The organism is Nitrosococcus watsonii C-113, assembly GCF_000143085.1.
GTDB classification, from domain to species: Bacteria; Pseudomonadota; Gammaproteobacteria; order Nitrosococcales; family Nitrosococcaceae; genus Nitrosococcus; species Nitrosococcus watsonii.
Window position 1 is genome coordinate 829,444 of the sequence record NC_014315.1, and the last position, 12,246, is coordinate 841,689.

The 12,246-nt window shown below is 48.4% G+C and carries 11 protein-coding genes and 1 tRNA gene; 9 read left to right on the forward strand and 3 right to left on the reverse strand.

Annotated features, from left to right (window positions below):
- Positions 1-7 precede the first annotated feature (7 nt).
- The 4 genes from NWAT_RS03905 to NWAT_RS03920 all read left to right on the forward strand — a co-directional run bounded on the left by NWAT_RS03905 (position 8) and on the right by NWAT_RS03920 (position 3,368).
- Positions 8-1,249, forward strand: a complete 1,242-nt coding sequence (locus NWAT_RS03905; protein ID WP_013219852.1) for an aspartate kinase — start codon at positions 8-10, stop codon at positions 1,247-1,249.
- Between the two features lie 263 nt (positions 1,250-1,512).
- On the forward strand, positions 1,513-1,770 hold the full coding sequence (csrA, locus tag NWAT_RS03910; protein ID WP_013219853.1) for a carbon storage regulator CsrA: 258 nt from the start codon (positions 1,513-1,515) through the stop codon (positions 1,768-1,770).
- 31 nt (positions 1,771-1,801) lie between these two features.
- A tRNA-Ser gene (locus NWAT_RS03915) sits at positions 1,802-1,894 on the forward strand.
- 160 nt (positions 1,895-2,054) lie between these two features.
- Entirely contained in the window at positions 2,055-3,368 is a 1,314-nt protein-coding gene (locus tag NWAT_RS03920; protein WP_013219854.1) for an alpha-amylase family glycosyl hydrolase, read from the forward strand.
- 106 nt (positions 3,369-3,474) lie between these two features.
- Here NWAT_RS03920 and NWAT_RS03925 read toward each other — a convergent pair whose 3' ends face one another.
- Positions 3,475-4,248 (reverse strand): hypothetical protein, encoded by a 774-nt coding sequence (locus NWAT_RS03925; RefSeq protein ID WP_013219855.1) that lies wholly within the window; start codon positions 4,246-4,248, stop codon positions 3,475-3,477.
- Between the two features lie 10 nt (positions 4,249-4,258).
- Complete coding sequence (locus tag NWAT_RS03930; RefSeq protein WP_013219856.1) at positions 4,259-4,555, reverse strand: hypothetical protein; 297 nt, start codon at positions 4,553-4,555, stop codon at positions 4,259-4,261.
- Positions 4,556-4,769: 214 nt separating this feature from the next.
- Between NWAT_RS03930 and NWAT_RS03935 the strand changes: the two genes are divergently transcribed.
- From NWAT_RS03935 to NWAT_RS03945, 3 genes are all read left to right on the forward strand, one after another.
- Positions 4,770-5,774, forward strand: coding sequence for a 2-hydroxyacid dehydrogenase (locus NWAT_RS03935; RefSeq protein ID WP_013219857.1), 1,005 nt, complete (start codon positions 4,770-4,772; stop codon positions 5,772-5,774).
- Positions 5,775-5,865: 91 nt separating this feature from the next.
- Positions 5,866-6,843 carry an ABC transporter permease gene (locus NWAT_RS03940; RefSeq protein WP_013219858.1) on the forward strand — a complete coding sequence of 326 codons (978 nt, stop codon included), beginning with the start codon at positions 5,866-5,868 and terminating at the stop codon, positions 6,841-6,843.
- A 4-nt stretch (positions 6,844-6,847) separates the two neighbouring features.
- Positions 6,848-8,260 carry an ABC transporter permease gene (locus tag NWAT_RS03945; protein WP_013219859.1) on the forward strand — a complete coding sequence of 471 codons (1,413 nt, stop codon included), beginning with the start codon at positions 6,848-6,850 and terminating at the stop codon, positions 8,258-8,260.
- Positions 8,261-8,270: 10 nt separating this feature from the next.
- On the opposite strand, the gene NWAT_RS03950 is transcribed toward NWAT_RS03945, so the two are convergent.
- A complete protein-coding gene (locus NWAT_RS03950) occupies positions 8,271-8,558 on the reverse strand; it encodes a hypothetical protein (protein WP_013219860.1) in 288 nt (95 codons plus the stop codon).
- 137 nt (positions 8,559-8,695) lie between these two features.
- Between NWAT_RS03950 and NWAT_RS03955 the strand changes: the two genes are divergently transcribed.
- Both NWAT_RS03955 and NWAT_RS03960 read left to right on the forward strand, forming a co-directional pair.
- Positions 8,696-10,576 carry an ABC transporter ATP-binding protein gene (locus tag NWAT_RS03955; RefSeq protein ID WP_041350868.1) on the forward strand — a complete coding sequence of 627 codons (1,881 nt, stop codon included), beginning with the start codon at positions 8,696-8,698 and terminating at the stop codon, positions 10,574-10,576.
- A 370-nt stretch (positions 10,577-10,946) separates the two neighbouring features.
- Positions 10,947-12,191: a (Fe-S)-binding protein gene (locus NWAT_RS03960; protein WP_013219862.1), complete on the forward strand. Its 1,245-nt coding sequence runs from the start codon at positions 10,947-10,949 to the stop codon at positions 12,189-12,191.
- The last annotated feature ends 55 nt before the right edge of the window (positions 12,192-12,246 follow it).

A 12,246-nucleotide genomic window follows, 5' to 3' on the forward strand; every position in this document is an offset into this window, starting at 1 on the left:
TTACTCTATGGCATTAATTGTTCAAAAATTTGGCGGGACCTCCGTGGGGACCCTCGAACGTATTGAGGCGATTGCGGATAAACTGGTGGCGTTTCAACGGAAGGGCGATAGCCTTGTAGCCGTGGTATCAGCCATGAGCGGTGAGACTAACCGCCTGTTGGCGTTGGCTCATGAAATCCATTCCCGGCCTAATCCCCGGGAATTAGATGTCCTGCTTTCTACGGGTGAGCAAGTGACCATCGCTTTACTGAGTATTGCTATCGAGAAACGCGGGATTCCAGCTCGCTCTTACACCGGATCTCAGGTGCATATCCGTACGGACAGCGCCCATAATAAGGCCCGTATTCAAGAGATTGACGCCAAGCGTATCCATAATGACTTGAGACAAGGGCGAATTGTGGTTGTTGCTGGCTTTCAAGGGGCAGACGAGAAAGGGAATATTACCACTTTGGGGCGAGGTGGTTCCGATACGACCGCTGTGGCGCTGACTGCGGCGCTCGGGGCGGGTGAGTGCCAAATTTATACGGATGTTGATGGTGTTTACACGACTGACCCGCGCGTGGTTCCAGAAGCTCGGCGGTTAGCTCGCCTGACCTATGAAGAAATGCTTGAGCTAGCTAGTCTTGGCGCCAAGGTTCTACAGATTCGGGCGGTCGAGTTTGCTAGCAAGCATCACGTGCCCTTAAGAGTGTTGTCATCATTTGAAAAAGGGGAGGGTACTCTGATTACATCTGAGGTAGAGGGAATGGAAGAGCCGCTAATTTCTGGAATTGCCTTTAATATTGATGAAGCTAAGCTAACTATACTAGGCGTACCTGATAAACCCGGTGTTGCCCATCATATTCTTGGCCCTGTCGCCGATGCTAATATTGGGGTGGATATGATTATTCAAAATGTGGGTAGAGATGGCACAACGGATTTTACTTTTACCGTACATCGGAATGATTACCTGAAAGCCCTTGAGATTTTACGCGAATCCGCGTCGACTTTAGGCGCACGTGAGGTCCGGGGAGATGATAAAATCGCGAAAATCTCAGTAGTTGGTGTTGGTATGCGTTCCCATGCGGGTATTGCTAGCACGATGTTTCATACGCTAGCACAAGAAGGAATTAATATTCAGACCATTTCTACTTCGGAGATCAAAATTTCGGTGGTTATAGAGGAGAAATATTTGGAACTCGGAGTACGAGCTTTACACTCGGCATTTGAATTAGAAAAGGCGCCGAGTAGAATATCCTCCTCTCTTTAAGAGGAAGTTCGGTAAGATGGATATCATGGATTAAATTAATTTGGAGCTTGGAAGCTATCCAAATAGAATGCTATATATTACAATTCGGTAAAAATATAATAATAGTGCTTGCCGCAGGTAGGGACGTGCCACGAAACAGAACAGGGTACAGGTATGATATCCCAGTCTAAAAGTGGGTGTTAACCTGAATTCCTGTTATATGGAGGCTGCGAGACCATGGTCTGCTTGTAGCGAGGCCATTTTTGAGAAGAGGAGAAGGAGCTATGTTGATTTTGACTCGACGCGTCGGCGAAGCCTTGATGATTGGAGATCAGGTCACCGTGACGGTGCTAGGCGTAAAAGGTAATCAGGTACGAATTGGGGTGACAGCACCTAAGGAAGTCACGGTTCATAGGGAAGAGATTTACGCACGCATTCAGCGTGAAAAGGAGCAGGCTAACGGTAGGGGTCAAGTCAGCGAGTCAGAGCTTACGGAAGAAGCGTTCCGAGCTGCACCTGCTATCTCCGGAGGCAGCGAATGACTATCGATTATATTTAAAATGAATTTTTCTCGGAGAGATGGCCGAGTGGCTGAAGGCGCTCCCCTGCTAAGGGAGTATGGGGTTAGTAGCTCCATCGAGGGTTCGAATCCCTCTCTCTCCGCCATATTATTTTTGCTACAGTTTCATAGCCTTATTCTTTCATCCTACGATTTACCTCGCGATGGAGTTTTTAGGCTGGAGTTAGCCTAAAAACTCCTCTTACCCTCGCCTAGGACAGAAAATTTTTTAGAAATGCTTGAAACAAGTAGCTAGCGAGGTGAGCTGTGGGAAATAAAATACCTGATGAAGGTCCGCGTATCTATAATCTTTTCCCCTTGTTAGTGGGATCGATACCCGATTGGGAGCAGCGCCTTCCCGAGATTGCTGCCATGCAGTTTAATTGGGTATTTTTAAACCCTTTCCATGCCCCTGGATTCTCAGGTAGTTTGTATTCTATTAAGGATTACTATCAACTGCATCCTCTATTTCAAGGGGAGTCCCAGGAGTCAGCGGAGCAATTGCTGAGGGAATTTGTCCGCCAGGCGGAGAATCGAGGGTTGGCGGTCATGATGGATTTAGTCATTAATCATACCGCTAAAGATTCACCCTTGGTTTCCCAACACCCGGAATGGTATCTTCATGAAGAAGACGGTTCTGTGCATTCTCCTTTTGTGATAGCGCCCGATGATCCACAAAACGTTACGGTATGGGAGGATCTGGCTGAGATTGATTACCGGCAGAGACCGGCCCGGGAAGAGCTCTTAGCTTATTGGAAAAAACTACTCCAGCATTACATCCAACTGGGCTTTCATGGTTTTCGCTGCGATGCCGCCTATAAGGTGCCGGGAGAAGTGTGGGCGGATCTGATTGAGACCGCCCGGGAACTCAACCCGGAAATCCGTTTTTTTGCCGAAACCTTGGGAGCGCCCCTCCATCAAGTTGAACAACTCCATTCCGCAGGCTTTGATTATTTTTTTAATAGTGCCAAGTGGTGGGATTTTCATGCCGATTGGCTATTGGAGCAATACGAGCAATTTCGCCATATCGCCCCTTCCATTGCTTTTCCGGAAAGCCATGATACGGAGCGGCTAGTAGCTGAATGGGGGGGAGAGGAGCGATATTCCCGCCTCTGGTATCTGTTCACCGCTTTCTTTTCGGCGGGGGTTATGTTGCCCATAGGCTATGAATACGGTTTTCGGCGTAAGCTGCATGTAGTGGAAACCCGGCCGAAAGATTGGGAGGAGCCGGAGTTCGATCTCACTTCTTTTATTAGCGCGGTTAATGCCATGAAGGCAAATACGCCTGTTCTGAACGAAGAAGGTCCCCAAAGACGTTTCACTTCACCCGATCATCCCCTAGTGGGGTTGTTGCGTCAATCGGAGTACTCAGCTGAAAAAGTGGCAGGCTTGATTAACACGGATACCGAACACAGCCATGACTTTGATCTTGACGACTTAGGGGAAGCGATGGGCGTGGAGGTAGAGGCTATACAGGAAATAACGCCTTTCTACCCAACTGATTCTTTGGCAAGACATCAGCCGATTCAGGTTGCACCTTACAGCATGCGTATTTTCCATGTGCCTGAGCAGGGAAGTTAGCACGATTCCACTGAATAAAAAACTGCTGGCTTAGAAAAATAAGGCAAGTAACCCTCCAAGGGGCGCAAGTGATGTTGATATTCTTGCTCCTCAGATGGGCGAAGATTCATTCAGAGGCTATTCGTACCATTGTTTGGTTCACCCCTGTATTTCCTGTAACTTTGTCGTAAGCGTAGACTATCATTTCATAAATTCCAGGTTCCTTAATTGCGGTCTTACCTTGAAAAAGATTGGCAGTACCAGTAAAGGGGAGTGTTATCTCTCTCAATTTTTCGCTATTTTGCATGAGAATGGCTTTGACTTCCAGCTTATCCGGTGGCCATAAGCCATCCTTCATGATGGGACAGCCGCACATCATCGTGATCTTTGCATAGATGTGGACCTGATTATCTTCTGATACATGAGTCCAAGCATCTACAATAAAGCCAGGTAGATTGATAATAATGCCATCGCCAACAATATCTCTACCAGGAATCACCCAAGAAGTTACCGCGGCTTCTTGCTGGGATTGGCGAGCACCCGAGGGACCCCATATTCGGAAACGGAGCAAGCGGGGCCGCTCAATATTCACGGTAGCTAGGTAGCCCGCAGTAGCTTCCGTGGCTATTTGCTGGCTACGTTCAAGAGGGGTTTTCATGAGTAAAGTAGTGTCGCCAGTGCTCCCTCGGATCTGGCCTTCATCGAGAATAACTCCCGTCTCGGGGTCTTCTACCACAGCTCGCATGCCGCCTACGCCGCTGCCAATGAATTTAGCATCTACAGCGCGCGCCCGAATCATGATATGGGTTTCCTCGGCAAAGGCGGGGCTGGCTCCTCCTGCCATCGCTAGATACCCTGTTAGGATCAGCCAAAACCAAGCTGTCAGAGATAATGTTTTCATCGATATTTCTTTAGGTATGTTGTTGTAGTAATGCTTGAGTGATGTCTTCCCATTCTGTTGCCAAAGGCGATTGGGGTGGAGTTTGGCCAGCGCGGGAATACCAATAGGCGGCGTTTGAAAGGTCTCCTTCCTTTCGATGCAGATAGGCATGCACCCAAGCCCCGGCTTTATCTCCGGCTGATTGGGCAAGGTGGTGAGCGTGATGCCAATCCCCTTTAGCCTCGTACCATAATGCCTGAAGGGGTAAGGGGAAGTCCTGGGGAGGCTGGCTGGCACTTAGTAACTTTTTGAATTCTTGCAGTTTCATTGGAGTCTCTGTCCTCCATTAAGACGAGGAAAATCAATATCTCTTTCGCGCCCGATTCTCATCGTGAATGTTGATACGGCGTTTATTAAGCCATGATACTTCAGATATAAAGAGGCTGTTGCCGACAAGATATAGAGTATATAGCTTTGGTAGAGAAGATTGTAGCCAAACCTCTCCTTGATTGAAATTAGATACTTCCGGAACGTGAAAGGTTATGAAAATAGCTGTCTGTAGTGCCCAGCCCTATGATCGCCAATTTTTGTTAGCAGCCAACCGTGATATCGGCCATGAATTAGTGTTTTTTGAAACATCCTTATGTGAGGAAACTCAGCAAATGGTAAGGGGGTTTCCCGCCGTATGTGTATTTGTGAATGACCGATTGAATGCTGCCGTGCTCAATACTCTCGCGGGGCACGGTACTCGCTTAATCGCACTACGTTGTGCAGGTTTCAATAATGTGGATATTCTGACAGCAAACGATTTGGGACTGTATGTAGTAAGGGTTCCAGCCTATTCGCCCCATTCGGTAGCGGAGCATAGTGTGGCGCTGATATTGGCACTCAACCGGCACTTGCATCGTGCTTATAATCGGGTGCGCAATGGCAATTTTGCCTTACAGGGGTTACTCGGCTTTGAATTGCGCGGCAAGACTGTTGGTATTGTTGGTACCGGGCATATTGGTTCTGCTGTTGCCGGAATATTACACGGCTTTGGCTGCCGCTTAATAGCCCATGATCCGCAGCAGAACGCTGAGTGCCTCAATTTAGGTGTGGAATATGTTTCCCTGGAACGGCTTTGTGCTGTTAGCGATATTATTACGCTGCACTGTCCATTGACCCCAGACACGCACTACTTAATCGGCACTACCGCAATAGCCTGCATGAAGCAGGGGGTTATGCTTATTAATACTAGCCGTGGCGCCGTCGTCGATACGCGGGCGGTGATTGAAGGACTAAAATCCGCAAAAATAGGCGCTCTAGGAATCGATGTGTATGAGCAGGAGGGGGATCTGTTTTTTCAAGATCTGTCCGAACGTGTGATACAGGATGATATTTTTGGGCGTCTGCTTACTTTCCCTAATGTGTTGATTACCGGCCATCAGGGATTTTTTACCGAGGAGGCGTTGGCTAGTATTGCGCAAACTACGTTGCAAAACATCAGTATATTCGAACGGGATGGGGTATGTGAGAATGCAGTCACTATGGAGTTGTTACGGTGAGGATAAGTAGCGGAATTTTTATGAGCAGCCAGATTTTTCTTCCATGCTTAACCTATCTTACGGTAGCCAAGGATAGGATCGCTTAGCCTTTATGTTGGCTTATATTGTTCGCCGTATCCTCTATGCTATTCCAATCCTGGCGGGAGTCAATATTCTGACTTTTGCTTTATTTTTTGGGATCAATAGCCCGGATGATATGGCCCGAATGCATCTGGGTACTAAGCGCGTTACTCAGGAAGCCATAGATGCCTGGAAGCAGGAGCGAGGCTATGATAAGCCCTTATTCTGGAACAGCGATGGGAAGGAAGGGGATAAATTTACTGAAACCATCTTTTTTACTAAATCTATTTCTTTATTCCTCTTCCAGTTCGGCCATGCTGATGATGGGCGAGATATTGGCCATGATCTCCGAACCCGTATGTGGCCTAGTTTAGCTATTGCAGTACCTATTTTTATAGGGGGCCTGCTAGTAAATACTACTTTTGCGTTATTAATGGTTTTTTTTCGTGGCACCTATTTGGATTTAGGAGGGGTGGTGCTTTGTGTAGCCTTAATGTCTATCTCTACACTGTTTTATGTAATTATGGGTCAGTACTTGGTCGGTAAGCTGATGCATTTGGTTCCTGTTTCTGGCTACGTGGGTGGATTGGATGCTTTCAAATTCATTATTTTGCCTATCATTATTGGGATTATCTCAGGTATTGGGGCTGGCGCCCGGTGGTATCGGACCTTATTTTTGGAAGAGGTGGGTAAGGATTATGTCCGTACAGCCCGTGCTAAGGGTTTATCCGAGCTTAAGGTACTGTTTAAGCACATACTAAAAAATGCTTTGATTCCTATTTTGACGGGAGCCGTGGTGATTTTACCTACTCTATTTTTAGGTAGCCTTATTTTGGAGTCTTTTTTTGGTATCCCCGGTCTTGGTAGTTATACCATTGATGCCATCCAGGCCCAAGATTTTGCCATTGTGCGCGCCATGGTATTTTTGGGTTCAGTACTCTATATCCTGGGTCTGATTCTAACTGATATCTCCTATACTCTAGTAGATCCGCGAGTACGTCTTAACTGAAATAATGTCTTTTCAGCCCGTTTTTCTCTGGACCGATATTCTCATCTACCTGCTACTAGCCATGCTGGCAGTCGCCATAGTTGTGATTCGCCGACGCAAATATCTGCGCGCGGCCTGGAAACATGTTTTGCGTAGCCGTCGGGGCCAAATTGCCTCGGTAATTCTTCTCGCCTATGCTTTAATAGGACTTTTGGATTCGATTCATTTACGCCAGGCTTTAGCACTTCCCCCGACTCTGCAGGCAACTACTTCGGTTCAATATTCTTCCGAGGCACTCAGCCTGTTAGATCTGTGGGTTTCTCATTTGCGAGAACGGATGGAGACCACCTATTCGGCTCCCTTTGCTACTCATCTTTATACGAAAGCGTTAGTAACGCTGCCAGATGGAGAGCAGCTGCGAGCTTATCCTCGATTAAAATATGGAGGTGCCCATTTAGCCGATCCGGCAGAACGTTGGCGTGATATAGCCCGGACAGTATCCCTAGCCGTCGGGAAAGGCATCCTTTGCTGGTTGTTTTTCACCCTCTTGGGGTTGGCCTGGTTAGCGAAACGGCGGGGTGTAAGTTATTCCGTTTATCTAGGGTGGGTACTGCGGGGTAGCCCGAGTGCCCCGTGGCGGGTTGCTTTGACCACAGTTGGGATTATGTTGGTATTCGCCTTTATGGCTGCTGCCTTAAGCCAGGACTACCATATTTTGGGAACCAATAAAGTTGGCCAAGATGTTTTTTATCAGAGTTTGAAGAGTATTCGTACTGGGCTTGTGATTGGTACATTGACTACCTTGGTGATGCTCCCCTTTGCGCTGGTGCTGGGAATCGTTGCAGGTTATTTTCGGGGCTGGATAGATGATATTATTCAATATATATATACTACCCTTAATTCTATTCCCGGGGTATTGCTGATCGCAGCGGCGATCCTCATGCTGGAAGTCTATATTGGTAATCATCCGGAGCAGTTTGGGACTGTAGCCGAGCGGGCTGATCTGCGTCTTCTTTTTCTCTGCCTTATTCTTGGAATGACCAGTTGGACTGGACTATGCCGAATCCTGCGGGGGGAGACCCTTAAGCTTCGAGAAGCCGACTATGTTTTGGCGGCCCAAGCCTTTGGAGTCAGCCGGAGTAAAATTTTGCTCCACCATATTTTGCCTAATGTGATGCATATTGTGTTGATATCGGTAGTGCTGGATTTCAGCGGGCTTGTGCTTGCTGAGGCGGTATTATCCTATGTGGGGGTAGGGGTTGATCCTTCCACTATGAGTTGGGGCAATATGATCAACAGCGCCCGCTTGGAGATGGCCCGGGAACCAATGGTATGGTGGTCTTTAACAGCGGCTTTCCTGTTTATGTTTATCCTAGTTCTCGCCGCCAATCTGTTTTCTGATGTGGTACAGGAGGCATTGGATCCGCGAATGGGCTAGTGACCTGCCCTCACGCTAAAACAACGTTGCCGGAAGGTAATTTTGGGGCCGAAAATTGTTCTGAGCCTGGAGAGCAAATATGGTCATTATCTGAAATTAGATAAATTAGAATATTATTACCGTTTTTATTGTTGAAGCGGCTTTCAAATTTTACGTGGCCGCGCTTCCTAGCCATTGCCATTTCGGCAATGGCTAGGGGGTATTTGATTATTTCTTCGTTAATCTCCGTTATTCCCGAAATGTGTCTCGTGATCAGCGTATTGGTTTGCTCTATTCCTAGTATGGGTTTTATAGTCATTAATTTATTTATTGCTGCGTTCTTGAATAAGGCGGAAGCATTTGGACGATCTGCCGTATCTTCCCACGGCCAAAGAATTGTTTGCCGAACTACGGCAAGCCACTTGGTGGTGGTTGCGGAAGCGGCTGGAAGCGGTAATGGATGCCCGCCCGTGGGAGGGAGTAAGGAGTGTACCTTTGACTGAATCCCTGCTGCGAGTCGAAGGGCTTAAAACTTGGTTTGAAACCTCAGCGGGGACGGTGCGGGCCGTCGATGGAGTGGATTTTGAAATTAATCCAGGCGAGACTTTTGTGCTGCTGGGAGAATCTGGCTGTGGTAAATCCATGACGGCACTTTCGGTAATGAGGCTGATAGCTGTTCCTCCAGGCCATATAACCGCACAAAGAATAGTCCTGGGTAATCGTAATCTGCTAGAGCTGCCAGAAAGGGCTATGCGCAAGTTACGAGGTCGAAAGATTGCGATGATCTTCCAAGAGCCCCAAACCTCCCTGAACCCCGTTTTTACCGTAGGAGATCAAATCGGCGAGAGTTTACGTGTCCATCTTGGCCTGCGGCGCTCCTCTCTCCGTCAACGAGTTTTAGAGCTTTTAGAAGCGGTGGGTATTCCCCATCCCAGGCAGCGCATCGATGATTATCCCCACCAATTTTCGGGAGGAATGAGGCAGCGGGTGATGATTGCTATGGCCCTAGCTGGAGAGCCCGAGCTGCTGATTGCGGATGAGCCTACGACCGCCTTGGATGTAACTATCCAAACCCAAATTTTAGAACTGCTCAAAGGATTGCAAAGGGAACGGGGTCTCTCTATTCTTTTGATTACACACGATCTAGGAGTCGTGTCCCAGATGGCTGATCGGATCGGAGTAATGTACGCGGGGCACTTAGTGGAACAGGCCAGCCGGGAGCGTTTTTTCACTGACCCGCTTCATCCATATTCCCGCAAGCTCTTTGAAGCACTTCCTACCCATGGCAAGCGGGATCAGCGTTTGAATGTTATCCAGGGAAGCGTTCCTCCTCTCACCCAGCTTTTTAAGGCTTGCCGTTTTGTTGATCGTTGTGACTTTGCCTGGGAAGCTTGCCGAATACAGGCGCCTAAGTGGATGTTGGCTGAATCGGGCCATCATGTTCGTTGCCATCTTTATGATCCGGAGATTGCTCCGAGTCGGCCTTCAGAGAGCCAGAGTAATTATGCCCGATCGCCTTTGCCAGCGGCACAACCTGCGGGTCAAGTGCTGCTCAAGGTAAAAGATCTGAAAGTGTATTTTCCCATTCGCAAGGGAATATTACGGCGGATGAGCGGCCATATCAAAGCGGTTGATGGCGTTTCCCTGGAAATTCGTCGTGCTGAAACGTTGGCTTTAGTGGGGGAATCGGGTTGCGGCAAGACCACCACGGGTAAAGGGATCTTGCAGTTGTTGCCGGTGACTGCTGGTAGTGTGCGACTTAACGGTGAAGAATTGACTAGGCTTAAGGGACGCGCTCTGCGCCAGCGGCGGGCTGATTTCCAGGTTATCTTCCAAGATCCCTTTGCTTCCATGAATCCGCGCATGACGGTTGCTGATATCGTAGAAGAAGGCATGATTGTTCAGCGAGTGGGGGGAAGTGCCGAGGCCCGGCAAGAGCGGGTTGCTGAATTATTGCAGTGGGTAGGGTTGCCGGCTGAAGCTCGGGATCGTTACCCCCACGAATTTTCTGGCGGGCAGCGGCAACGGATCTGTATCGCTCGTGCTTTAGCAGTTAAGCCCAAGCTTATTGTTTGCGATGAACCGACCAGTGCTTTGGATGTTTCCGTCCAGGCCCAAATTTTGAATTTGCTGCGCGAAGTTCAGCATGAGTTGGGTCTGTCCTATTTATTTATTACCCATAATCTGGCGGTAGTTGAATATTTGGCCCATCGGATAGCGGTGATGCATTTAGGCCGCATTGTGGAAGAAGGTACGGTAGCCCAAGTGCTCCAGCAACCCCAGCATTCTTATACTAAAATGCTTCTTGCCGCGGTGCCTTCGGTAGAGAGGGATTAAAAAATATTGGGCTTAGGTCAGCAAGCGGCAAAGCGCCTACAACGGTTATTATTGATGGAAAGAACATATCCCTTTCGATGTTATAGTGGTCATCGCCGTATCCGAACGAATCTAGATGCAGATGAAATAAGGGATCGGAAGGCCAAATAGAAATCTGGCGATTACCCCCCGTTAAGTGTGTTCCTTTTATCGGCAGTGAGAATTAAGCTGGATAAGGCGGTATTTACCGTGCCGGGAGCTATTCTTGAGTCTGCTATAATTTTAATTACTAGCCTATCTTTCCTATCTTTTCTCAAATCGCCTGTATAAAATTATGTCTCAGCCCGGGCAGGATTCCTGTTCATCCTATAAAGCACAAGGAATAGCGTTTATGGAAAAAGGGACGGATCGCTGTGTCAGATGTGGATTGTGTTTGCCCCATTGCCCTACTTACCGTCTGACCGGTGATGAAAGTGAATCTCCCCGGGGCCGGATTTCTCTTATTAGGGCATTAGCACAGAATCAGCTAACGCCTACTCCGCCCTTATTAGGCCATTTGGAACGCTGCCTAACTTGCCGTGCCTGCGAGTCAGTCTGTCCTTCTGATGTTCCCTATGGGCGTTTAATTGATACCGTTCGTGCTCAAGTTCGAGGCCAGCAGTCTCGTGGGCAGCGGATTAAAAAACATCTCCTTCACCAGTGGCTAATTCCTCGCCCGACCCTGCTTCGTGGCCTTGGAGGAGTAATGAGACTAGCTCAGCGCATGGGGGTGGTGGGATTAGCTCGGCGCAGTGGGTTGTTAGAAGCTTTAGGATGGGCTTCGCTAGAGGCTTTGCTGCCTGAATTGCCTCCTCGGCAAAGTTGGCGGCCTTTTTTCCCTGCTCAGGGCGAGGAGCGGGGTCAAGTTGCTTTATTTACGGGTTGCGTTACTGATGTGGTGGATCAACCCTCATTAATGGCAGCGGTGCAACTGCTAAACCAGATAGGTTATGGGGTCCATATTCCCAGGAAGCAGGTTTGCTGCGGTGCTTTGGCGAGACACGATGGCGAGCCGGAACGGGCCTCGGCGCTAGCGGTTGAAAACGTTAAAGCGTTTGCTACTACTGGGGATGTTGAAGCGATTCTCTGCGTTGCCAGCGGTTGCACAACGAGTTTGCTAGACTATCCCCAGTGGTTGCAAGAGATGGGAGCGGAGACTGTCGCCGCTTGTGGTTTTGCTGGTAAACTTTGGGATATTAACCAATTTTTACTTCAAAAGGCTTGGCCGACAAGTGTAACGCTGAAGCCTCTAGCAAAACGGATTGCGGTACAGGACCCTTGCAGCTTGCGCCATGTTTTGTGCCAGCACGAGGCAGTATATGCCTTATTGCGCCGAATACCAGAGGCTGATATTTTACCGCTCCCGAGCAATGGACAATGCTGTGGCGCTGCTGGAAGCTATATGCTAACCCAGCCGGAATTCGCTCAATGTCTACGTGCCGAGAAAATAAACGCCTTACAGCAAATTCAACCTGATATTTTGGTGTCCTCCAATATCGGGTGTGCGCTGTACTTGGTGGCGGGGATAAAAGAGGCGGCCCTTCCCATTGAAACCTTGCATCCTGTGCAATTATTAGCTCGGCAACTTAGTTTTTAGTAATAATATATACTTGGGTTTTTTATTTTTGTATGGGGAAGTGATTAAGAACTTC

Coding starts and splice junctions, on each gene's coding strand:
- NWAT_RS03960 (WP_013219862.1), top strand. CDS start 10,947: ATGGAAAAAGGGACGGATCGCTGTGTCAGATGTGGATTGTGTTTGCCC.
- NWAT_RS03940 (WP_013219858.1), top strand. CDS start 5,866: ATGTTGGCTTATATTGTTCGCCGTATCCTCTATGCTATTCCAATCCTG.
- NWAT_RS03925 (WP_013219855.1), bottom strand. CDS start 4,248: ATGAAAACATTATCTCTGACAGCTTGGTTTTGGCTGATCCTAACAGGG.
- NWAT_RS03950 (WP_013219860.1), bottom strand. CDS start 8,558: ATGACTATAAAACCCATACTAGGAATAGAGCAAACCAATACGCTGATC.
- NWAT_RS03955 (WP_041350868.1), top strand. CDS start 8,696: ATGGATGCCCGCCCGTGGGAGGGAGTAAGGAGTGTACCTTTGACTGAA.
- NWAT_RS03930 (WP_013219856.1), bottom strand. CDS start 4,555: ATGAAACTGCAAGAATTCAAAAAGTTACTAAGTGCCAGCCAGCCTCCC.
- csrA (WP_013219853.1), top strand. CDS start 1,513: ATGTTGATTTTGACTCGACGCGTCGGCGAAGCCTTGATGATTGGAGAT.
- NWAT_RS03945 (WP_013219859.1), top strand. CDS start 6,848: ATGTCTTTTCAGCCCGTTTTTCTCTGGACCGATATTCTCATCTACCTG.
- NWAT_RS03935 (WP_013219857.1), top strand. CDS start 4,770: ATGAAAATAGCTGTCTGTAGTGCCCAGCCCTATGATCGCCAATTTTTG.
- NWAT_RS03905 (WP_013219852.1), top strand. CDS start 8: ATGGCATTAATTGTTCAAAAATTTGGCGGGACCTCCGTGGGGACCCTC.